This window comes from Pseudovibrio sp. M1P-2-3, from assembly GCF_031501865.1.
Taxonomy (GTDB): domain Bacteria; phylum Pseudomonadota; class Alphaproteobacteria; order Rhizobiales; family Stappiaceae; genus Pseudovibrio; species Pseudovibrio corallicola.
Genome location: NZ_JARRCW010000001.1, coordinates 1,627,762 through 1,649,735, shown reverse-complemented (window position 1 = coordinate 1,649,735; position 21,974 = coordinate 1,627,762). Strand labels below are relative to the sequence as shown.

Below are 21,974 nucleotides of genomic sequence, written 5' to 3'. Positions count from 1 at the left end.
CAGACAGCATGAAACGCTGCGTCCAACCTTTGCGATAGCAATTAAGCATGTCGCGCGAAGGGTGATGAATAGCCCAATGGACAACACTCATTGCCTTACTGTTATCGATAAGAAAGAGAGGAAAACCAGCGAACAGACCGATCACGCAACTGCTGGGAGGTTGAGATCCATACAGTAAGGTCAGATCCCCTTACATCATATCAATGTAACCTGAGCGTAGATCAGCCTAAGGAATGCGGAGGGACACCAGCACGATATTCGCCTGCTACCCTTCGAACGGCATCCGGCCACCAAGGAGTTTCACTCTAGAATTTCCCAATAGACTTGAGGAACCGCGGAAATTAGATCTTCAGCAATAAGAAAAGGTCCGCAAAGTTCAGCTGCTCTCCCGTGAACCCAAACAGCCTGACAAGCTGCTTCGAACGCAGGTACACCTTGCGCCAGCAGCCCAGCGCACAGTCCCGCAAGTACATCTCCCGAGCCTGCGGTTGCCAACCAAGGTGTTCCGCTTGCATTTATAACAACTTCATTATCCGGGGAGGCGATAACCGTATCCGCCCCCTTCAAAACTATAATTGCACCGCTCCTTAGGGCCGCCTGCTGCGCCCTATCAACTTTTGACAGGTCTTTATTTGCGGCAAGGTCCGGAAACAGGCGGCAAAACTCTCCTTCGTGGGGCGTGAGGACAGTGTTTTTCCCGCTCTTTTGAATTTGTGAGAACAGTACTTCGGGGGTCACCTCAAAAGATGTCAATGCATCCGCATCCAGCACGAGCGCGCGACCACTTTTTAAACAAGTTAAAACATGTGAACGCGTCTCCCCGCCAATACCGGCGGCAGGCCCCACCACAACCGCACTATAACGAGGGTCTGACAGCACATCTTCTAGAGCACTGTCCATTACCATTACACTTGTCAAATGGTTTGCATGTACCTTCGCCGCATCGGCGCTGGCCACAACACTCACCAGACCGGCCCCAATTCGCTGCCCCGCCAAGGCGCTCAGGCGGGACGCACCCGTATGTAAAGCATCACCACTCACCACAGCAAGATGTCCACGGGAGTACTTATGCCCCAACCTCTCAGGGCTCGGGGTCACATCTTTCCAAAGCTCAATGGCATTCAGCTGTGCCAAGTTCCCAAGAGACGGCAAAGTGGACGATTTTACTCCGATATCGACAATTTCCAGCGCACCACACAATGAAGGACCTTCGTGAAGGTAATGCCCAACTTTAGGGCGAAAAAAGGAAACCGAAACATCTGCCTCAACACTGCACCCACGCGCACAGCCGGTTCTGCCATCAAGGCCGGAAGGCAAATCTACGGCAACCACATGAGCGGAACTTTGATTAATTGCACAAACCAGTGAACGCGCCTGACCTTCCAGATCCCGCGTTAACCCAGCACCAAACAAAGCATCAACAACAACATCATCCTCTGTCAACGTCCCAAGCGTTGAGAGCATCTCTTCATAGGAAATACACGGACGATCCATGGTGAGAAAGGCCGTGGCAGCATCTCCCTTCAACTGATTCGGGCGAACGGACACATAAACAAGGACCTCATAACCCGCTTCAACCAGATAACGGGCAGCAACAAATCCATCGCCCCCATTATTCCCCGGCCCCGCAACTATCAAAATACGAGCCTTTTGGGGTGAGAGACACTTACAGGCGGCGGCAACGGCACACCCCGCTTTCTCCATAAGATCAATGCCGGGCACACCGCCTTCAATCGTCAACCGGTCCGCCTGCCCCATCTGGGCAGGAGTTAGCAGTTCACTCATTACACTTCTCTTTCAGTTAAGGGCGCGGCGCAATCACAATATCCTGAGGTTGCGACAACTCGATCAAGTTCCCATCGGGATCCCTTATATATACAGAAAGCAACGACGATTTAGCTCCGGTTCTATAAACCGGCCCTTCCTCCACGGGCACCGCCTCTGTGGTAAGCCGGTCCATTGCCGCATCCAGATCTTCCACCAGAAAGCAAAGATCCGCAGACCCCGGCGTTGTTAACCGCGCCTTTGGCGAGGCTTTGGTTTCACTCACATGTAAATTGATCTTCTGACCCCCGAAGTGTAGAGCATGACGCCCTCCACCAAACACAACATGCTCCATACCCAGAATATCACGGTAGAAAGAGCAAGCAGCATCGAGGTCACTCACAGTTAGAACAATATGATCCAGCGCTATCAGCCGCATGAACGACTCCTGTTTCCATTGGTCCTCATCAACAGCTTAACGCCCTCCCCCTCCAAGAGCTAGACCCAGCGCGCCCTCAAAGGAAACAAACACCTACATGCCTGAAAAAACACCTATCAGCCTATTTTTTGAGCATCTGCATATTTTTCAGTCACTACACCTCGTAGATTTACCAAGGCCACTGCCTCTTTTTGTAGCCATTCAGCCATTTATCAAAACTGGCACGCTTTATGCTTTAAGAACTGGACGGCGGCTATATGAGGCCTGTGCGCCTCTAAATATAGATCAATTGGACAATTGAAGGGGCTCTGTTTTCGCTGTAACGAAAAGAAACCCGTCAATTAACCTGGGGTGGAGGCAATGAAGAAAATCGAAGCTATAATTAAGCCTTTTAAGCTTGATGAAGTGAAAGAAGCTCTACAGGAAGTGGGACTTCAAGGTATCACTGTTACTGAAGCCAAAGGTTTCGGGCGCCAGAAAGGCCATACAGAACTCTACCGCGGCGCTGAGTACGTCGTTGATTTTCTCCCAAAAGTGAAAGTTGAGATTGTTCTTAACGACGACTTAGTGGAAAAAGCAGTAGAGGCCATTCGCGACGCAGCCCAGACCGGCCGCATCGGTGACGGCAAAATTTTCGTCTCACACGTCGAACAGGCTATGCGTATCCGAACCGGTGAGACCGGCGAAGACGCAGTTTAATTTTCAGTTGAGACAATATCAACTGATCATAGATAGAGAAAAGTTGGTTCTTGGGGCATTAGAACCACATGTACTCCAACAGTTAATTACCAACGCAGCTTGCTGCAATAAAATAAAGGGTAGGACACTATGACAACAGCTAGCGAAGTCCTGAAAGAAATCAAAGAGAAAGACGTAAAGTTCGTAGATCTGCGTTTTTCTGATCCTCGCGGCAAAATGCAGCACGTCACAATGGACGTGTCGCAAGTTCATGAAGACATGTTTGCCGAAGGTGTTGCCTTTGACGGATCTTCCATCGCTGGTTGGAAAGCCATCAACGAATCCGACATGACTTTGATGCCGGACCCTGCCACTGCACACATCGACCCATTCTTTGCGCAGTCCACAATGTCCATTTTCTGTGACATTCTCGACCCGCTTTCCGGCGAAGGTTACAACCGTGACCCACGCATGACAGCAAAACGCGCAGAAGCATATGTGAAAGCATGCGGCGCTGGCGATACTGTATTTGTTGGCCCTGAAGCTGAGTTCTTCATCTTTGACGATGTTCGCTTCGCTTCCGACCCTTACAACACAGGTTTCAAGCTGGACAGCACTGAGCTGCCTTCCAACATGGACAGCGAATACGAGACCGGTAACCTTGGTCACCGTCCTCGCACAAAAGGTGGTTACTTCCCGGTTCCTCCTATCGACAGCTGTCAGGACATCCGCTCCGAGATGCTTTCTGTCATGACAGAAATGGGCGTTAAGGTTGAAAAGCACCACCACGAAGTGGCGGCAGCTCAGCACGAACTTGGCATGCAGTTCCAGACATTGACCACAATGGCTGACCACATGCAGATCTACAAGTACGTGGTTCATCAGGTTGCTCACGCCTATGGCAAGTCCGCAACCTTCATGCCTAAGCCAGTTTTTGGCGATAACGGCACCGGCATGCACTGTCACCTGTCCCTCTGGAAAGATGGTCAGCCAGGCTTCGCCGGCAACCAGTATGCAGACCTTTCCGAAGACGCTCTGTACTTCATCGGCGGTATCTTGAAGCACGCGAAAGCCCTGAACGCTTTCACAAACGCTTCAACCAACTCCTACAAGCGTCTGGTTCCAGGTTACGAGGCTCCAGTTCTTCTGGCATACTCTTCGCGTAACCGTTCCGCTTCCTGCCGTATTCCGCACACGACGTCGCCAAAAGCGAAGCGTGTTGAAGTACGTTTCCCAGATCCAACAGCGAACCCGTACTTGGCATTCTCCGCCATTCTTATGGCTGGCCTTGATGGCATCAAGAACAAGCTCCACCCTGGCGATGCAATGGACAAAAACCTGTATGATCTTCCTGCGGAAGAGCTTGCAGAAATCCCAACCGTTGCATCTTCCTTGCGTGAAGCTCTGGAATCTCTCGACACAGACCGTGAGTTCTTGAAAGCTGGCGGCGTTATGGATGACGACCAGATTGATGCTTACATCGAGCTGAAAATGGAAGAAGTGGAGCGCACTGACATGACTCCACACCCAGTAGAATTTGACATGTACTACTCCGTCTAATTCTTCAGCTCCTGCCTTTTATCGGGCATAGCAAAGAATAAAAGGCCCCGGCAGATTTTGTTTTGCCGGGGCTTTTTCATTCCGCGCCCTGTCATCGATCTTGCCTATCCCACGATACCGGGGGACCCCACCTGTCCGAGGGAATTGATGCCAAATACACCCGCTGGAACGCGTTCCAACCACGTCACTTGACCCGCCGGGATTCCAAGTCCCACTATTGTATTGATTTCACCGGTGTAACCAGCATCCCACGCACCAGCCACCGCATAGACCACCAGTAGATCATTCCATGCAGGCAGGGCATTAGGATTACCGCTGATCCCCAGACGCAACTGGTTCATGTCATTGGCGCTCACAACACCGGCATTAGCATGGTAAACAGAGGCCTGCGGCGCATCATTGGGATTGGTGGAAACCATGATCACCGATGCACAGGTTATAAGCCCGATTGCTGCTGTTGCCGTGGGGTTCTGTGTGGCATCAAGGGTTTGCTGTCCAAATTGGTTCACCCATAAATAATTGGGATTCGGATTTGGATTGATTACAGGGGTCGGACCCGGGTTTCCCGTTCCCGCACGCTGTATGAGCTGCGAGATGGTCATATTGGTCGTGCCTTGCAAAGGATCTGTTTGATATAAGGGCATCGCATCACACTCCTAAGTAGCAATAAATACACGACGCACCCGATGTGACTTTGTGAGCATCCGAGCCTTTTGCGATCCCATTGCGCAATTCATTTTTCAGATAATTTTATGACCACGTCTTTTTTCGAGCTTTGAGACCTTGAAAAGAATGCCCCCCCACACCATGTTAGGGTTCTAGCAAATTGGGAGGTTAGGAATGACTCCGCCTAATCAGATTTGAAATATCCCAAGCGAGCGCAATGGCTGGCACTATGACATCCGCCAAGGCGGACCCGGCCTCCTCAAGCGGGACAGATACATATTCTGACATATTTTTCGGAATGACTTCCCTTCATCACAGCTGATGAAAAGAAAGAGGGATTTAATTTATACCGTAGTTTGTTGCAGATAGCAGACCCAATCGCAGCCTATCGGTAATTCTCAGTTGTGAACATCAGGAAGTACCTCGACAGCACGGATCGAAACCAGCCAGCTTCACCATAATCAGCACCGAGAGCTGATTGAGATCACACTAAGAAGCGGCGGCGATCCAACTATAAAAGCCAGACCCTGCAGCCCGTATTTGCGGCGCAGGGTCTTTTATTTTGAACTATGCTCTTCACAGAAAAAGGCGGGAATGCCCCGCCTCTTGAGATCTTTAAATTACGTTGGCCGATGCATCAGTCGCCGTAGACGTCGAAGTCGAAGTACTTGTCGTTGATTTGCTTGTAAACGCCGTTTTCACGGATTGTGGTGGTTGCTTTGGCAAATAGTTCGGACAGCTCTTTGTCATCCTTACGCAGACCAACGCCTACACCTTCCCCGTGGATTTCAGGAATAGTGGACATCGTGCCCAGAAGCTTGCAGCAGGCGCCCTTTTCGGAGTTGATCCACTCGGACAGAACCACCACATCATCAACGATGGCATCAACGCGGCCGTTTTCCAGATCCAGCTTATATTCATCCGCAGATGGATAAACAGAAACTTCCGCGTCCTTCAGAACTTCATCAGCAAAAATTGCATGTGTCGTGCCAACCTGAACGCCGATAGTTGCATCTTTCAAGCCTTCTACGGAGGCCTCACTCAAATTGCTGTCTTTTGGAACGGCAATGGCTGGTGGTGTGTTATAGTACTTGGGAGAGAAGGAAATCATTTCCTTTCTTTCCTCAGTTGCAGACATGGACGCCATGATCGCATCATACTTGTTTGCCAACAGGCCCGGAATAAGACCTTCCCAGTCAACCGGATACCATTCACACTCCACTTTCGCAGCTTCACATAATGCATTGCCCAGATCAATTTCAAAGCCGACCAGCTCACCGGATGCGGTGGTGTAAGCAAATGGAGGATAAGACGCCTCTGTCGCGATCCTGATTTTTGTCCATTCTTTGGCCTGTACGCCGCCCGCAACAGAAACAGCAACCAGAGCAGTTGCCGCTAACGCCCAATTCTTCATAGAACTATCCTTGCTTTGATGAAGGAGCACCGAGCACTCCCTTAAAAATTTAGGATGGTTTGCCGGAGTGAGCCTCAATTTTAAAGCTCAAAAAATAAGCAAGCGACTATTTTAAGCCAATAGCCGTCAAAGCGTCGATTTATCGTTATTTTTATATATTGAAGAACGACTTTCTTTAAAAATCACAGGGCAGTTCCCACAGGTATTGGATATCTCTATGGAGCGGGTTCCACCTATTGGGCTAAGGGGGAGAATTCCCCCTCTTCCCCATTTACCTAAAATTCCTCACACAGCTGGAAAATAACGCCGTGTAGAGTTGGCCAGCGCGACCAGAGAAAGCATGACTGGCACTTCGACCAGCACGCCCACCACAGTTGCAAGGGCTGCGCCGGAGTTGAGGCCGAACAGGCTAATGGCGACAGCTACCGCCAACTCGAAGAAATTGGAGGTACCGATGAGAGCCGCAGGTGCAGATACCTGAAACGGCACACGCCACAAATACCCCCAGGCATAGGCCACAAAGAAAATGCCATAGGACTGGACGAGAAGCGGAATGGCGATTAGGGCAATGACAAACGGGTCTGCCAAAATGGTTTGCGCCTGAAAGGCAAACAGCAGAACCACAGTTGCCAGCAAGCCAAGAACTGAGAGGGGTTTAACCTTCCCTGTAAACGCACTAATGCTGTCCGCATCTGCCTTTTTTTCCAGCTGCTTACGGGTGAGATAGCCAGCCAGCAAGGGAATGATAACGTATAGCCCCACAGAAAGTACCAGAGTTTCCCAAGGTACCACAACATCCGTCACCCCGAGAAGAAATGCTGCAATGGGGGCGAAGGCGAACACCATGATGATGTCGTTGATGGACACTTGCACTAAGGTGTAATTGGCGTCTCCGCGCACAAGCTGGCTCCACACAAACACCATGGCGGTACACGGGGCAACGCCCAGTAAGATCATGCCCGCGATGTATTCCTTGGCACTGGCTGGATCCACGAGTCCCGCAAACACATGCTCAAAGAACAGAACACCAAGAAAAGCCATGGTGAATGGTTTGATCAGCCAGTTCACCACCAAGGTGATGCACAGGCCCTTGGGCTTTTTTCCCACATCTTTAAGGGAGGCAAAGTCCACGTTGACCATCATCGGGTAAATCATCACCCAAATAAAGAGAGCCACCACCAGATTCACGCTGGCGTACTCGAGAGAGGCTATAAATTTGAAGACCTCAGGCATTTGAAGGCCGAAGAACAGGCCAGCCACAATACAAAGCGCCACCCACACGGAGAGGTAGCGCTCAAACAGTCCCATTGGAGACGGTGCACTCATGGTTTTTCTTTCAAAATCGGGCTGCACTGCTCGTTAGCCTCTTGGGAGGCCGAGCAGCAGTTTTCGCGCAAGAACAAAATAAGAGATTCCACAGTCTGGCCATTGGCCGCATAGATGACTTTACGCCCTTCCTTGCGGCTGGAAACGAGGCCAGCTTGGGACAGATGTGAGAGATGGAACGAAAGGGTATTATGCGGGATGCCAAGCTGATCGCTTATTGCGCCAGCGGCAAGGCCCGTACTGCCGTATTCCATCAGTATTTTATAGACCTTGAGCCGTGTTTCCTGAGAAAGTGCGGCAAAGGCTTGGGTTGCGTTATTAAAGTCCATATGTCTAGAATAATCGACAGATAAGATCTGTCAAGAGCTCCCGTCAGACTACCACCTCCTTGGGCCGGTACTTAAAAACGATGCAATGGGGACAAGAAACTCGCCAAAACTTTCCTAAAAACAGATGATCTTACCTCAGAACTCGGGTATAGAGCTTGCAAAACTATTGGTTTGCCCTTTGCTGCGGGCACTTTCGTGATTGAACAGGTTTCTACTATGAGCGCATATAAATCGGAATTCATGCGGACCCTTGAGGAACGCGGCTTTATCCATCAGCTGTCAAACGCTGACGGCCTTGATAAACTTTGCTCAGAAGAAACCGTAACTGCCTATATCGGCTTTGACTGCACGGCCAAGTCCCTTCATGTTGGCTCTCTTGTGCAGATCATGATGCTGCACTGGTTCCAGAAAACCGGCCATCGCCCGATCGCCTTGATGGGTTCAGGCACCACACGTGTGGGTGACCCTACCGGTAAAGACGAAAGCCGCAAGGTTCTTAACGATGAGAGTATTGAAGAGAACAAAGCCGGTATCCGGCAGGTTTTTGAGAAATTCCTGACGTTTGGCGATACCGGCAACGACGCAATTATGATGGACAACGCTGACTGGCTGCTTGGCCTCAACTACATGGATTTCCTGCGCAATGTAGGGCGCTACTTCTCTGTGAACCAGATGATCCAGCGTGACAGTGTGCGCCTGCGTCTGGAACGTGAGCAGCACCTTTCTTTCCTCGAGTTCAACTACATGCTGCTGCAGGGCTATGATTTTGTAGAGATTTACCAGCGCACGGGCTGTCGCTTGCAGATGGGGGGCTCGGATCAGTGGAGCAACATCCTGTCTGGCGTGGACCTTGGGCGGCGCATGGAAGACAAAGAGCTGTTTGCTCTTACCACCCCGCTTTTGACCACATCTTCCGGTGTAAAAATGGGCAAGACAGCAGCCGGTGCCGTGTGGCTCAATGAAGACATGCTGTCCGTCTATGATTACTGGCAATTCTGGCGCAATACAGAAGACGCTGACGTAGAGCGCTTCTTGAAGCTCTTTACTTTGCTGCCGATGGACGAGATTTCCCACCTTGCAGCCCTTGATGGCTCTGAAATTAATGAAGCCAAAAAAGTTCTGGCAACCGAGGCGACTGCGCTGCTGCATGGACGCGACAAGGCGGAAGCTGCTGCGGAAACTGCCCGCAAGGCCTTTGAGGAAGGTGCCAATGCGGCAGGTCTTCCAACAATCGAAGTGGCTAAAGCTGAGCTTGAAGCCGGATTTGGCCTGCTTGGCGCCTTTGTAACTGCGGGCCTTTGCTCCTCAAACGGCGAAACACGGCGCAACATAAAGGGCGGCGCGGTGAAGATCAACGACAAGGCTGAGAGCAACGAGAAGCGCTCCTTGACCCTTGAAGACCTCACCGAAGACGGCGTTATCAAGCTTTCTCTTGGTAAGAAAAAGCATGTGCTGGTGAAGCCGGTTTAACGAAATACAGCAGTCCGTTGTTCTGGGCCGGAGGAGCACTTCTCCGGCCCTATTATTTGAAGCGCGCTAAATCCCTATCAGGGTGGTGGAACAGGGCCAAAACTATAACAGACGTTATTGCCAGCCCGAGCACCAGCGCAAACGCTGCCTGAAAACTTCCCGTACCTGCAACCACATATCCTGTAATAACCGGTGCGAGAAAACTGGAGATCGCCAGTGCGGTTGTGCTGATCCCCATCGCAAAGCCCGTGTGAGCTCGCGCCAAATCAACATAGACACTGCAATAAAGGCTCACTGCGGACAAAAATGCAGAGATTGCGAAGACAAGCAGCAGCGTAACCGTAAAAATGTTTTGCGCGAACAAAAGGGGAACAATGAAAATCCCCGTCATCAATTGACTGCCAATCATCAGGTAGCTTCTTGAGATCCGGTAGCTTTTTGTTTTGCGCAAAAGATAGTCCGACCACTTGGAATAGTACCAGATAACAAAGACGGAAACGAGCCAAGGCAAAGACGTCAAGAATCCCGCATGGGCGAGAGAGACCTGATAGGTGCTTAAAAAGAACTCCGGCAACCAAGCTATGAAGAAAAACAGATAGTATCCCAAAGTCGCAAGCGCAAAGACATTTGCCCAGTAACTGGGAATTCTGGAGACATACTGCCAACCATCGCGAAAATTCATGGAGGGAACGCCTGCGGGCTGAGTATTCTCCTGTTCAACAAGTTTCAGCTCGTCTTCCTTCATGAACTTGGAGTTTTTTGGATTATCCGTAAAATAATAGAGCCAGAGCGGTATCCAGAGTGCACTGAGCGCCATAAGCACAAGAAACTGTGCCCGCCACCCCAGATACTCCACCAAAAGAGCATTAAGAGGTGAGCCGATTGCCATGGAAAAAGGAACAGCCAAAAAAGTTCCCGAGATTGCAGTTGCCCGCTCATTTTCCGTTGTCCAGAGACTAACTGTGCGCACAGACGCGGGAAACGACGGCCCCTCGCTCAGGCCAAGGCAAAACCGTGCCAAATAAATGCTGATGAATCCAACAGCAAAACCAGTTGACCCAATAGCAATAGTCCAAAGGATCATAGAACCGGTCAGAGACACTTTAGGGCCATATTTGTCGGAAAGGAAACCACCGGCAAACGGAGACAGGATATACCCGATCCCAAATGCACCCAAAATATAGCCCATTTGTACAGTCGAGAAGCCAAACTCTTCCTGAATGGGCTCAATTGCAAAAGATATTGCAGACCTATCGATATAATTGACCGTCAAAATTATGAAGAGTAGAGCAATAATGATCCATCTGAAATTTCTGGTCATTTCTCTTTACCCAATACCTCCAGTTTGTGCAGGGGATCAATGCACTGAACACTTCTGCAACCTTGGTTTGATGCAAGGGTAGAGAGAAGGTTACTCTAAAGGGTAAACTCGCGCTATAAACTATCATGGTGTATTGCATGCCTGAAGTCGCCCTAATCGCTCTAATGCGCAAACTCACCGAACTGGCAAATGCATTCATAAAAGCCGGCAGGCAATGGGAAGCAAAAACTGCTTGACCAAGACAGATACTCTGGGCTCCACTTATCTGAGGTCTCTTAGCAAGAAGGCTCTCCTGATGGTAATGTTCCTACGACTGTCAAAATGTCTGCTCACGGCGAGTTTCGGCCTCTTTTCCTTGCTTGCTGCCCTCTTCAATGCACTTGAGCCCAGCGGTAACTTGTCTTTTTTAGAGGCAATCCTCGGCATGACGCATGTCACCCATGATTATACAGTTACTTGGAGATCCATTAGGTCCCCACCTCTTCAACTTCTTACCTTCTGGACAATCGTTTTGATTGAATTCGCAATTGCAGCGCTGTGTTTTGCTGGGTCAGGGAAACTCTTCCTATCCAGAAAACAAAATTCCGCTCAATTTCAGGAGGCTAGCTACTCGCCGCTATAGGGCTTACTCTTGCGGTTTTACTCTGGTTTACGTGCTTTATAGCAATTGCGGGAGAGTGGTTTTCCATGTGGCAATCTCTCGATGGAAATACTGTTCCAGCCGCCTATCGCTTCGTTTCTTCCGCGCTGCTCATACTTATATTTCTCAGCCTGCCGGAGAACTTTAATCATGAAAGTCCAAAGGCTTGACCTTCAAGCTTCTAACAGGTGACCACAGGCCAGAATGTTCTGCAGTCTTCTGTTTGAATGAATATGCCCTCCAGCACTACTGATAGGCAAACAATTGCCGGAATATGCCCGGCGCAATCGCAGAAACAGGGTTGACGTTAAACTTTGGCTTCTCGAAAGTTCCAGAGAGCTTGTAGGTTACTCCAAACAGACCGCCGCCGGATGAACCTCCCCCAAGAGCCTTTCCGATGATAGGAAGTTTGGCAAACAGATTATTGATGGCATAAACGGGCACAAAACTTCCTGTCAGGTTCAAGGTTTGTGTAGACAGATTGGCGCTCCCATCAATGGTCCCCCCCAAAATGGCTCCCACCAAAACACCCTCGTTGATGTTCACTTTGTTGCCACTTCGCGTAAAATCTAGCTGCATTTTCTGAAAGGATGCTTCTCCGCTTTTCACTGCTGCGGAGTAGACTTGGCTGCTGCGCGCAGACCTTGTATTCGTTGTCTTGACATTCTTTAGTGCCTTGATGGCGCTGTCATCGGTAATCGAGAAGTCCGTAACAACGAACCTCCCGTTCCAGTCGGCTTTTTTGGGCATCTCCACATTAATTTTCCCATGCCCACCGCGCATACGCCCGAACATATCGACAAAACGTAAAAGTTCGCCGGTATCAGCCGCGCTGATATTCATCCTCTCACCAATGGAAGTGCCCTGCATAGCTACATTGAAGGTGTTACGCCCGGATGTTTTCCCTGTTATGCGAAGGTTTTTCGGCTTCCCGCCGCGAATACTCACAGTCCCATCCATGGCGAAAACAGAGACCTTTTTGAAACCCAGCACCTGCTTCACGTTCATTGTCAGATCCACATCCCACTTGCTTGATTTTAGAGTGGGTTTGGAAAGGGAGGAAAAGACAGTTTTCAGCAAGCTTCGACCATCAAATTGCGACCCGCTGAATACTGTTTGATACACACCGTTCTTGCGGGTCTGAACAGAAAGTTTCGCATCATCGCCCGCAGACAAATTGAATTTGGAAAAGTCAGCCAGAATCAACTTGCCACGGCTGTCCAGCTTCAGGTTGCCGCGCACCTCGGCATCGCCGGAGATCAACGAAAAGTTATGGATTGTTTTACCTTGGAGCGAGCTTACAAGACGGAAACGAGCATTAGCCTTTTTCCCCTTTGGTTTTTCCCAACCGATGGGAGCAAGGGTTATTTTGGCCGCTGACAAATCAAGCCCGTAGACTTTCGTTCCGCCATTATCCTCATAGGAAACGCGCAAAGGTCCTTGAACAAAACTTGAAATATCTATGCCCAGATCTTTCAGGCCCTTCGCAGAGGTTTGGATAGTTACATCCTGACGCAAGTTATCCTTGGTCCCGTCCAGAGGCTGCGAAATATCGATATCCGCTTTGAGGCCGTTCAATAGGCCCCTCCCCTTGGCAGAGAACAGCGTTTTATCCACCGTGACGCTAAGGTCCGCATCCTTGATTATCTGTCCGGCAATTTTTGCTTCGCTGCTGAACTTCTTCGTCTCGACAGATGCCTGCCAGTCCACATCTTCAACCAGAATTTTTTTCCCAACCGGGAAAGAGGCCTGAATAGAAACCTGCCCTGTACCACTCAGCTGTATCGGTACAATATCCAGTTTTTCCAAGGTATGAAACGGCTCAGCATCCACAAGAACTCCCAAATCATCGGCCTTACCATCCAGTTTCACGGAAACTCCTGCAGGCTTGACCCCTTTTCGAGGCAAATTGAAAACCTCAAAAGTAACACCTGAAACCGCAACTGTGTTTCCATCTTGAAGGCGGAATTTTCCGTCTTTCCCTTCAATTGTCAGCTTTTCATCACCAATTACTCCAGTAGCTGACAGGCCAGTGACAACGGGGAGTGTGGACATTGGGCGCAGGGCCACATCTTCCAGCGAGAAAGTCCCGGTAACGTCATTGCCGGCCCAGCCATCCGTTTCATCAATTCCATCAAATCCACCCGGCCCAACAACGGCTGTCAAGTTGATACCGTTTGTTCTACCTGCCAAAACATGCTTCAAAATCCACTCTCGGGTTTTGGGCGCAATCATTATCGGCCAAAGCTGCTTGACCTGCGTGGCGGAAAGGGGCGAGCTTTGAACGGCAATGGCGACATACGGCCCCCCTTCCCCCAGACCGGCGGAACCTGCCGCACTCACATCAACCGTTGGCCCTAAAGCGCGCGCACTATCCAGATACAAAGTGGTTGTGGCAGGATCATAGCGCCCGTTAATATTGGAATTGTTCAGGAAAACGGGAGACCCCTTCACGTCATCAGGGGCTATCAAGGTTTCACTGGACCCAAGGGCAAAACCCCACTGTTCCCCGTGGATAGTCGGCGGACTAATCAGGCCGCCAAATGTAACGCGGCTATTTCCCCGAACCACATGAGAGCGCCCTACAACTATGTCCGGATCACCGCTTTGCATCTGTAGGTTTACAAGAATTCTATCCAGTATCACGTCCGTCTCACCCATTCGGGTTTCGATGGAAGTGGTCCGAAAATCAAAATTGCTATCAATAAAGTTTCCGGTTGTATCAAGGCGCGCCAGACCGCTGCCATATAAGCGCGTTTTTGCGCTGACCTTGGCTTTGTCTCCGAAGGTTGTAGGCAATAGGTCCAGAACGGCCACATCGCTCACATCCACTTCGATCTGCCTTTCACCAGTTTCTGGAATAACCTGACGGCGCAGATTCCAGCTCCACCGCCCCAAGCGGCCAGCAATACTGGAGGACAGCGAAAAGCTCACATCATCCAGAAGCTCCAGACGGGCATCAACTCCAGTTGCCTGAAACTCCTCTCCAAGAGACTTGATAGAAATAGCTCCATTATCAATATCAACTTCTTGCAAATTCCAGCGCTTCAACTCCTCGGCAAAGATCACACTAAACTTATCAAGAGCTACAATTCGGTTTTCCAGATTAGGTAAAGCACCCTGCCCCGGCGCTATATCCACTTTTGCCGAGGGGCGTTTGATTGTTATTGAGCGAGCATGAAGACTGCCAGTAAAAAAAGCCGCCAGATCAATCCCGATATCCACCCGAGGCACCAGAACTTCTGCCGAAGTCGGGCCATTCACGGAAATCAGGCTGTCTGACAGGACCAACGTTCCTTTGCCCAAGTCAGAAAAATCAACCTTCACGGACCCAATCTGGGCATCAATATTAGGTGATTGGACGGTGGTTCTTATCCAGGAGGACAGGAAGGGAAGAGAAATCGGCCCCCACATTGCCCTTAGGACAACACCTGTAAGCAGCAGGGCTAGAACACAAGAAACAATGAGTACAGCACGGTTTACACGTGATTTCTTTTTTACACTGGGCTTATTAGTCACAATAAAGCTGCTTTTCCTCAATTAGGGCCTTAATCCCTGTCCCCTAAAACTTGAATGGTCCGAATCATTACCTATGATATCCCTATTACAGGGCGGAGTTTCCTATGCGGACATACTTTCCCGTAGTTTTAACTCAAAGTTTTGGGCCATAACTTTTGGCAAAGCCAGAAGTGTGGGCCGTTTCTTTTTATAACCGGACCTCAGGAGATAAGATGTCCTCTACCAAACTTGAGCCAGGCGCACTCGCACCGGACTTTCAACTCCCCACCGATGGCGACGGCAGTTTTTCCTTGTCTGATAAAAAAGGCTCAATTGTTGTCCTTTACTTTTATCCAAAAGACAACACACCAGGGTGCACCAAGGAATCTATTGCGTTTTCACAGTTGAAGCCCGAATTCGACGCTTTGGGCGCTAGTGTCGTTGGCGTCTCCCCCGATACAGCAGCAAAGCATGACAAGTTCAAGGCAAAACATGAACTAAATGTCACCCTCGTCTCTGACACTGAGACAACTCTTTGTGAAAACTATGGAGTTTGGGTACAAAAAAGCATGTTCGGCAAGAAGTATATGGGCGTGGAACGCTCTACTTTCCTCATTGGTGCGGACGGACATATCGCCAAGGTATGGCGCAAAGTTAAAGTTGCCGGTCACGCGGAAGACGTTCTGGAAGCCGTGAAGGACCTCGGTACCCAGTAATGCATGAGAAAAATAACGTGAAAAATTGCAGCATCTCCTCTCTTGTGGAGGGTGCCAGACTGATTGTGTCGACACCCTCGCCAGAGGAGAAAGTTGCTCTTGCCTACCAAACTGCAGAACTGTGGTTCAAGAGGAAGCTCAGCATTCATCGGGCTTCGTTGGAAAAACCAATGCCCGACAGACCGGGCCGCCCGGCAAAGCCGCAACTGCTGGCCCCGAGAGATATGCCAAAGCGCGCCATTGGTGGCACTTCGGGAAAGCTTGCTCTCCTCCATTCCCTTGCGCATATCGAGCTAAACGCAATTGACCTTACATGGGATCTTATCGGCCGCTTCTGGCGGGAGCCCCTGCCCCGGTCCTACTATGATGATTGGGTTCAGGTAGGTCTTGAAGAGGCAAAACACTACTCCATGCTATCCAAACACCTGGCAGGGCTTGGCCATAAATATGGGGATTTGCCAGCCCATGACGGGCTTTGGCAAGCTGCACAGTCCACCGGAAAGGACATGATGGGGCGTCTTGCCATTATTCCTTTGGTTCTGGAGGCACGCGGGCTGGATATCACGCCTCCCATGATCGAAAAAGCCTACAAAAGCGGGGATGCCGAGACCGCCAAAATACTGGAAGTCATCTACCGTGATGAAAAGGGGCATGTGGCATATGGCGCAAAGTGGTTCCGCTTTATGTGCGACAGACATGGCCAACATCCCGAAAGTACCTTTCAAAAACTGGTGCGAAAACACTTCAAGGGGCCGTTGAAGCCACCGTTCAATGATCGGGCACGTTCAGAATCCGGTCTGACACCGGGATTTTACCGTCCACTTATCAAGCTGGTTTGACAAGAACCTCCTAATATACTTCATTAACCATTTAGATGTAAAAAAGTCACAAAAGCGTTCTTTATGTATTGAGTAAAATACTGCGGAGCCTGTAGATGATTTCTTCTGAAGTAAAACTGAAATACTATTTAATTCAGCTTTATAGGTGGCTTTGCGGCTTACATAAATTTTTGCTAAACTTGTGCAAGCACAGCAAATTTATTGTGGCCGCATTAACCCTATCTCTAGTTTTTCTTTCGCTCACCTTTATGGCATCAACTGCCTATTTCTATGCAAAAGGCAGTATTTTGAGTGCCTCTTTGAGGCAAAAGAATGAAAAGCTCACGGCCTACAAAGACCATATAATCTCTCTTCGAGGGCAGGTCGCACAGCTTACTTCAGCACAATCCCTCAGCACCCATAAAAGTGCTCAGTTTCTGGAAGAACTCCTTAAACTGCAGAAAAAGCTCGAACTCCGACACCAAAAAGTCGAAGACCTGATCGGGCTTGCCCACGACAAGGGACTGCTTCGTTTTGCAAAAATTACGCATCATATGCCACTTTCCCAAACGGATCCTTCTAAAGACATCCTGGGTCAACCCTCTAGTGGTATTGGAGGGATCCCTGTATTTCTGGATGATGAAGAAGAGGAGGCCAGCCTTGCCGGTCCTGATGGACAGCAAGAACACTCACAAGCTTCACCCCCTCTTCACTCAGGCGTTCAACATACATTACAACGGCAGGGAATGCAGGCAGAGCAAGCACTCGACTTTCTTTATGGTCGGGCCGAGCGGAACATTTACTCAATTATGAGATTGACCCGCCCCATTCACAAATGGCTGCCGCAAGCAAGCTACACACCCAAGACGGGACATAGTTTCGAAGACAAGGTTTCCCGCGCAAAAATGGCCATACTGTTCCACCATGTTCTCATCAATAAACTGGACAACATCCCATTGGCTGCCCCCCTTACAAACACAGCGCTAACCAGCAAATTTGGACGAAGAATAGACCCTTTTCTCCGAAGACCGGCATTCCATACAGGCCTTGACTTTAAAGCCCCTACGGGAACAAAAATTATGGCCCCCGCCAATGGGAAGGTCATATTCTCTGGCTGGAAAAGGGGCTATGGAAGAACCGTCTTTGTGCGCCATGCAAATGGCATAGAAACGAGATATGCACACTTGAGAACGCTTCTGGTCATGACAGGCGATACATTGAAAAAAGGTGAGATTCTTGGGTTAGTGGGCAGTTCTGGACGCTCTACCGGACCGCACCTGCATTATGAAACCCGCGTCAACGGCAAAGCTATAGATCCCATGCCCTTGATTAGAACCGGACAGGAAATAGACACCATTTTAAAAGGCTAGGCTACAGCGTAGCTGTGAAAAATAGACACCGACTTTCGGATTAAGATATACGTAAAAACAATAGCTTAAAGCGGTGAACTGCTCTAATTAAATATCTTGCCGCATCTATGGACAGGGTCAATAACAGCCAAAACCCAATAGGCAGACCCCTTCTCACAAACCTTTGTAACCCCGTATTCGTGTTCCAAAGGGCATGCGAGAAGAGGAGTGCTTTACTCGATATCCTCGATGGATGTGGGCCCGTCACCAAAAGCACGCTGAGCCAGCGCAGCTTCCATGAAGTTATCCAGCTTTCCATCCAAAACATCTTGAGGAGATGTGCTTTCAACGCCAGTCCGCAGATCTTTTACCAACTGGTAAGGCTGCAAGACATAAGAGCGGATCTGGTGGCCCCAGCCAATCTCTGTCTTGGCCGCAGCATCCTTGCTCGCCGCCTCTTCACGCTTTTGCAACTCAGCTTCATACAGGCGGGCTTTCAGCATTCCCCAAGCGGTTGCCCTGTTCTTGTGCTGGGAACGCTCGCTTTGGCACTGCACCACAATACCCGTCGGGTTGTGGGTGATACGAACAGCAGAATCCGTAGTGTTCACGTGCTGGCCACCGGCACCGGAAGCACGGTAGGTGTCAATGCGACACTCACTCTCGTTGATTTCAATATCAATGGAATCGTCTACCACCGGATAAACCCAGACAGAGGCAAAGCTGGTGTGGCGGCGCGCGTTGCTGTCATACGGCGAGATGCGGACAAGACGGTGAACACCGGCTTCAGTCTTCATCCAGCCATAGGCATTTTCACCTTTGATCTGCAAAGTCGCTGATTTGATACCAGCCTCTTCACCATCATTGTATTCCATCAAGTCCACTTTGAAGCCGCGCTGCTCGCCCCAACGGCGATACATGCGCAACATCATGCTAGCCCAGTCCTGACTTTCCGTTCCACCAGCGCCGGAGTTAATTTCAACGAAAGTGTCGTTGCCATCAGCTTCCCCGGACAGCAGGGACTGGAGTTGAAGCTGGTTGGTGGAATTCATCATATCGCGAAGGGCGGTTTCCGCTTCTTCGACAACGGACTGGTCCCCTTCCATTTCACCCATCTCAATCAATTCCTGATTGTCAACGAGATCCTGCTCCAGCTTACGCACGCCTCCGATGCTATCATCAAGGTTCTGACGCTCACGCATCAGCTTTTGCGCGGTTTGCGGATCATTCCAAAGGTTCGGGTCTTCAGAAAGGGCGTTCAGTTCATCAAGACGGACAAGAGCGACATCCCAGTCAAAGATGCCTCCTCAGCAGGCTTATGGCCTGCTTGATTTCATCGACGATGGCTTGCATTTCTGCGCGCATCTGTCACCTCATAAATTATATACTTTTCTTGCGGGCATACGCCCAAACAGTTGGAGGGCGACAATAGTCGCCCTCCCTTGAATTTGCAATCACTTAACAAGCACCAATAGCTCTTGTTAGTAAAGACCACCGGTCCCCGACATAACAGCTTCTCCCGCTTCTGGGGAAATGTCGGTGTAAACTCCGATCTCATCCTCAAAACCGATAATGGAATAGCTGTCTGGCGGCATGGTGCCCGGCTTAAACGCTTCCAAAATAGTACCTGCATCCCCCGCATCAGCCCGCAAGCCTGTTCTGCGGTTGATCGGCATAAGCTGGAGGCCTGCTGGCAAGCGGAACTCCACCGGCGGTGTATCAGCCAGAGCCTCTTTCATGAAAGAGGTGAAGATAGGTGCGGCCACACCGCCACCGGTTGCCCCGCGGCCCATGCGGCGCGGTGTATCATACCCGATAAACACGCCAACGGTCAGCTCCGGCGTAAAGCCCACAAACCAGGCGTCTTTCTCTTCGTTGGTTGTTCCAGTTTTACCTGCCACAGGACGCCCGACAGCTTTCACGCTGGTTGCAGTGCCGCGCTGGACAACACCTTCCATCATGGATGTGATCTGATAGGCGGTCATAGGATCCAGAACCTGCTCGCGCGTATCATAGAGCTTAGGTTCTTGTTGGTCGTTCCATTCCACTGCACGGCAGGAATTACACACCAACTGATCGTTTTTATAAATTGTTTTTCCGTAACGATCTTGAATCCGGTCAATCAAAGTCGGACGAACCCGCCTGCCGCCATTGGCAATCATGGAATACGCGGAGGTCATACGTAGAACGGTGGTTTCCCCTGCCCCCAAGGACATGGAGAGAACCGGCAACATGTCATCATAGATACCGAACTGGCGGGCATATTCAGCTACCACATCCATGCCCATATCCTGAGCCAGACGAACGGTCATCACGTTACGCGAGAGCTCAATGCCAGTACGCAAGGTAGATGGCCCGTAGAATTTGCCGCCGTAGTTCTTCGGACGCCAGATTCCAAGACCCGGCCCCTGTTCGATTTCAACCGGAGCATCGAGCACAACAGAGGAAGGGGTATATCCATTATCCAATGCTGCCGCATACACAAACGGCTTAAAAGAGGACCCAGGCTGGCGGTAGGCCTGCGTGACCCTGTTAAAGTTGTTCATGGAGTAGCTGAAGCCGCCCACAAGAGCCTGAACACGTCCCGTATTGGGATCCATGGCTACAATAGCGCCGTTTACCTCAGGTACTTGACGAAGAACATAAGACCCGCTGGAGGTTTTCTCCACATAGATAACATCGCCGGGCTTCAAGATCTCCTGAGCATTGCGAGGGGCACGTCGTTCAACCCGCGCCCACTTCATATCCTTCAGGTTAAGCTGGGCACGTTCACGCTCTGTGGAGTATTTTCCGTTTTCCAAGAGCTCCGGCCGCAGACCAACAATCGCCCGCTCATTACTCACAGAAAGAACAACGGCTGTTGTCCACTCCGAGATATCACGGGCCAGCTTGATCTTGTTGTCTTTTTGCACATTGCCAAGCGCAGTCCCCCAATCAGATGTAATGCTGATGTTGGTAATAGGACCACGCCATGAGCCACGCTCTTGATCAAATTTGATCAGGCCGTCCATCAAGGCCTTGCGGGCTTGTGCTTGCATTTTGGGATCAAGAGACGTCCTTACAGTCAAACCACCTTCTTTCAGGCGTGTTTCACCATAATTCTTTTCAAGTTCCTGACGCGTGGCCTCTTCAAAGTACTCTGCGCCATCCACAAGGGTTCCGGTCTCGCGCAGGCTTACATCAAGCGGCGTAGATTTGGCTTCCGCCCCTTCTTGCTCTGACACGTAACCATTTTCAACCATCCGGTCGATCACCCAGTTCCGCCGCTCTATAGCACGGTCGCGGTAGCGATAGGGGTGATAGTTGGACGGGCCTTTTGGAACGGCGGCAAGATACGCCATTTCGGCAAGACTCAACTCGTGAACGGACTTATCGAAAATGATGAGGGAGGCAGCACCCACACCATAAGCGCCAACTCCAAGGTAAATCTCGTTGAGGTAAAGCTCGAGAATCTGGTCTTTCGAGTAGGTCTGCTCAATCCGCAGAGACAGAATTGCCTCTTTGATTTTACGGTCGTAGCTGACTTCTCCGGTAAGAAGGAAGTTTTTCGCCACCTGCTGAGTGATGGTCGAAGCACCTACCAAACGACGTCCAGACCCGCTGTTGCGCAAGTTTGTAACCACTGCACGGGCAATACCTCTGGGATCAAGACCAATATGACTATAAAAGTCCTTATCCTCAGCGGAAATGAAAGCTTGCTTCAGTTTGGCCGGAATTGCCTCGATAGGCAGGAACAAGCGTTTTTCATTCGCAAATTCCTTCATCAAGGTTCCGTTCGACGCGTAGACACGTGTCAGAACCGGAGGTTCATAGTTTCTCAATGCAGTATAGTCCGGCAAATCCTCAGAAATCCTGTTGAGGTAAAACCAGACACCCACAGCACCAACAAGTCCAAGAACAACAGACAAACTAAACAAGTAGCCCAAAAGCTTTAGAATAAATTTCATAATTTCGGGTTCATCCTATCCCGCAGACTTAAACGTGAA

The 21,974-nt window shown here is 50.1% G+C and carries 19 protein-coding genes; 9 read left to right on the top strand and 10 right to left on the bottom strand.

Translation table 11 applies throughout. From position 1 onward, the window contains the following. Window positions 1–300: 300 nt before the first annotated feature. Both P6574_RS07565 and P6574_RS07560 read right to left on the bottom strand, forming a co-directional pair. Complete coding sequence (locus P6574_RS07565; protein WP_310619754.1) at window positions 301–1,785, bottom strand: NAD(P)H-hydrate dehydratase; 1,485 nt, start codon at window positions 1,783–1,785, stop codon at window positions 301–303. Window positions 1,786–1,801: 16 nt separating this feature from the next. Continuing rightward, complete coding sequence (locus P6574_RS07560) at window positions 1,802–2,203, bottom strand: VOC family protein (RefSeq protein ID WP_310619753.1); 402 nt, start codon at window positions 2,201–2,203, stop codon at window positions 1,802–1,804. A 97-nt stretch (window positions 2,204–2,300) separates the two neighbouring features. Between P6574_RS07560 and P6574_RS07555 the strand changes: the two genes are divergently transcribed. From P6574_RS07555 to glnA, 3 genes are all read left to right on the top strand, one after another. Beyond that, window positions 2,301–2,504, top strand: coding sequence for a hypothetical protein (locus P6574_RS07555; RefSeq protein ID WP_310619752.1), 204 nt, complete (start codon window positions 2,301–2,303; stop codon window positions 2,502–2,504). 59 nt (window positions 2,505–2,563) lie between these two features. Beyond that, on the top strand, window positions 2,564–2,902 hold the full coding sequence (locus P6574_RS07550) for a P-II family nitrogen regulator (protein WP_310619751.1): 339 nt from the start codon (window positions 2,564–2,566) through the stop codon (window positions 2,900–2,902). Window positions 2,903–3,031: 129 nt separating this feature from the next. Next, window positions 3,032–4,441 carry a type I glutamate--ammonia ligase gene (glnA, locus tag P6574_RS07545; RefSeq protein ID WP_310619750.1) on the top strand — a complete coding sequence of 470 codons (1,410 nt, stop codon included), beginning with the start codon at window positions 3,032–3,034 and terminating at the stop codon, window positions 4,439–4,441. Between the two features lie 104 nt (window positions 4,442–4,545). Here glnA and P6574_RS07540 read toward each other — a convergent pair whose 3' ends face one another. The 4 genes from P6574_RS07540 to P6574_RS07525 all read right to left on the bottom strand — a co-directional run bounded on the left by P6574_RS07540 (window position 4,546) and on the right by P6574_RS07525 (window position 8,176). Beyond that, entirely contained in the window at window positions 4,546–5,085 is a 540-nt protein-coding gene (locus P6574_RS07540) for a hypothetical protein (protein WP_310619749.1), read from the bottom strand. Window positions 5,086–5,744: 659 nt separating this feature from the next. After that, a complete protein-coding gene (locus P6574_RS07535) occupies window positions 5,745–6,521 on the bottom strand; it encodes a transporter substrate-binding domain-containing protein (protein ID WP_310619748.1) in 777 nt (258 codons plus the stop codon). A 285-nt stretch (window positions 6,522–6,806) separates the two neighbouring features. Further along, window positions 6,807–7,847 carry an ACR3 family arsenite efflux transporter gene (gene arsB, locus P6574_RS07530; protein WP_310619747.1) on the bottom strand — a complete coding sequence of 347 codons (1,041 nt, stop codon included), beginning with the start codon at window positions 7,845–7,847 and terminating at the stop codon, window positions 6,807–6,809. Next, window positions 7,844–8,176, bottom strand: a complete 333-nt coding sequence (locus P6574_RS07525) for an ArsR/SmtB family transcription factor (RefSeq protein ID WP_310619746.1) — start codon at window positions 8,174–8,176, stop codon at window positions 7,844–7,846. Before P6574_RS07525 ends, arsB begins: the two co-directional genes overlap by 4 nt. A 216-nt stretch (window positions 8,177–8,392) precedes the next feature. Between P6574_RS07525 and tyrS the strand changes: the two genes are divergently transcribed. Continuing rightward, the gene (tyrS, locus tag P6574_RS07520) at window positions 8,393–9,646 is read left to right on the top strand and encodes a tyrosine--tRNA ligase (RefSeq protein ID WP_310619745.1); all 1,254 of its coding nucleotides are present in this window, start codon (window positions 8,393–8,395) and stop codon (window positions 9,644–9,646) included. Window positions 9,647–9,698: 52 nt separating this feature from the next. On the opposite strand, the gene P6574_RS07515 is transcribed toward tyrS, so the two are convergent. Next, entirely contained in the window at window positions 9,699–10,967 is a 1,269-nt protein-coding gene (locus P6574_RS07515; RefSeq protein ID WP_310619744.1) for an MFS transporter, read from the bottom strand. 214 nt (window positions 10,968–11,181) lie between these two features. Here P6574_RS07515 and P6574_RS22080 point away from each other — a divergent pair, with 214 nt between their 5' ends. Both P6574_RS22080 and P6574_RS07510 read left to right on the top strand, forming a co-directional pair. Further along, on the top strand, window positions 11,182–11,589 hold the full coding sequence (locus tag P6574_RS22080; protein ID WP_405048078.1) for a DUF2165 family protein: 408 nt from the start codon (window positions 11,182–11,184) through the stop codon (window positions 11,587–11,589). Then, entirely contained in the window at window positions 11,586–11,777 is a 192-nt protein-coding gene (locus tag P6574_RS07510) for a DUF2165 family protein (protein WP_310622117.1), read from the top strand. The genes P6574_RS22080 and P6574_RS07510 overlap by 4 nt, the downstream gene beginning before the upstream one ends. A gap of 76 nt (window positions 11,778–11,853) precedes the next feature. Here the strand turns inward: P6574_RS07510 and P6574_RS07505 are convergent, their stop codons facing one another. After that, the gene (locus P6574_RS07505) at window positions 11,854–15,126 is read right to left on the bottom strand and encodes an AsmA-like C-terminal region-containing protein (RefSeq protein WP_310619743.1); all 3,273 of its coding nucleotides are present in this window, start codon (window positions 15,124–15,126) and stop codon (window positions 11,854–11,856) included. A 212-nt stretch (window positions 15,127–15,338) separates the two neighbouring features. Here P6574_RS07505 and bcp point away from each other — a divergent pair, with 212 nt between their 5' ends. From bcp to P6574_RS07490, 3 genes are all read left to right on the top strand, one after another. Then, window positions 15,339–15,821 (top strand): thioredoxin-dependent thiol peroxidase, encoded by a 483-nt coding sequence (gene bcp, locus P6574_RS07500; protein WP_310619742.1) that lies wholly within the window; start codon window positions 15,339–15,341, stop codon window positions 15,819–15,821. Window positions 15,822–15,838: 17 nt separating this feature from the next. After that, window positions 15,839–16,660, top strand: coding sequence for a ferritin-like domain-containing protein (locus P6574_RS07495; protein ID WP_310619741.1), 822 nt, complete (start codon window positions 15,839–15,841; stop codon window positions 16,658–16,660). A 203-nt stretch (window positions 16,661–16,863) separates the two neighbouring features. Next, window positions 16,864–18,009 carry a M23 family metallopeptidase gene (locus tag P6574_RS07490; RefSeq protein ID WP_310619740.1) on the top strand — a complete coding sequence of 382 codons (1,146 nt, stop codon included), beginning with the start codon at window positions 16,864–16,866 and terminating at the stop codon, window positions 18,007–18,009. 212 nt (window positions 18,010–18,221) lie between these two features. On the opposite strand, the gene prfB is transcribed toward P6574_RS07490, so the two are convergent. Next, window positions 18,222–19,353, bottom strand: a protein-coding gene (gene prfB / locus P6574_RS07485) for a peptide chain release factor 2 (RefSeq protein WP_310619739.1) whose coding sequence is annotated in 2 segments (ribosomal slippage) — window positions 18,222–19,283 and window positions 19,285–19,353 — 1,131 coding nt in all. Because the reading frame shifts where the segments join, the coding sequence is not laid out codon by codon here. Between the two features lie 116 nt (window positions 19,354–19,469). Next, complete coding sequence (locus P6574_RS07480; protein ID WP_310622116.1) at window positions 19,470–21,926, bottom strand: penicillin-binding protein 1A; 2,457 nt, start codon at window positions 21,924–21,926, stop codon at window positions 19,470–19,472. Between the last annotated feature and the right edge of the window lie 48 nt (window positions 21,927–21,974).

What these genes read in the sequence shown, in the direction of transcription:
- P6574_RS07550 (WP_310619751.1), top strand. Translation starts at nt 2,564, where the DNA reads ATGAAGAAAATCGAAGCTATAATTAAGCCTTTTAAGCTTGATGAAGTG.
- arsB (WP_310619747.1), bottom strand. Translation starts at nt 7,847, where the DNA reads ATGAGTGCACCGTCTCCAATGGGACTGTTTGAGCGCTACCTCTCCGTG.
- P6574_RS07555 (WP_310619752.1), top strand. Translation starts at nt 2,301, where the DNA reads ATGCCTGAAAAAACACCTATCAGCCTATTTTTTGAGCATCTGCATATT.
- P6574_RS07515 (WP_310619744.1), bottom strand. Translation starts at nt 10,967, where the DNA reads ATGACCAGAAATTTCAGATGGATCATTATTGCTCTACTCTTCATAATT.
- P6574_RS07565 (WP_310619754.1), bottom strand. Translation starts at nt 1,785, where the DNA reads ATGAGTGAACTGCTAACTCCTGCCCAGATGGGGCAGGCGGACCGGTTG.
- P6574_RS07535 (WP_310619748.1), bottom strand. Translation starts at nt 6,521, where the DNA reads ATGAAGAATTGGGCGTTAGCGGCAACTGCTCTGGTTGCTGTTTCTGTT.
- P6574_RS22080 (WP_405048078.1), top strand. Translation starts at nt 11,182, where the DNA reads ATGGGAAGCAAAAACTGCTTGACCAAGACAGATACTCTGGGCTCCACT.
- P6574_RS07525 (WP_310619746.1), bottom strand. Translation starts at nt 8,176, where the DNA reads ATGGACTTTAATAACGCAACCCAAGCCTTTGCCGCACTTTCTCAGGAA.
- P6574_RS07540 (WP_310619749.1), bottom strand. Translation starts at nt 5,085, where the DNA reads ATGCCCTTATATCAAACAGATCCTTTGCAAGGCACGACCAATATGACC.
- tyrS (WP_310619745.1), top strand. Translation starts at nt 8,393, where the DNA reads ATGAGCGCATATAAATCGGAATTCATGCGGACCCTTGAGGAACGCGGC.
- bcp (WP_310619742.1), top strand. Translation starts at nt 15,339, where the DNA reads ATGTCCTCTACCAAACTTGAGCCAGGCGCACTCGCACCGGACTTTCAA.
- P6574_RS07560 (WP_310619753.1), bottom strand. Translation starts at nt 2,203, where the DNA reads ATGCGGCTGATAGCGCTGGATCATATTGTTCTAACTGTGAGTGACCTC.
- glnA (WP_310619750.1), top strand. Translation starts at nt 3,032, where the DNA reads ATGACAACAGCTAGCGAAGTCCTGAAAGAAATCAAAGAGAAAGACGTA.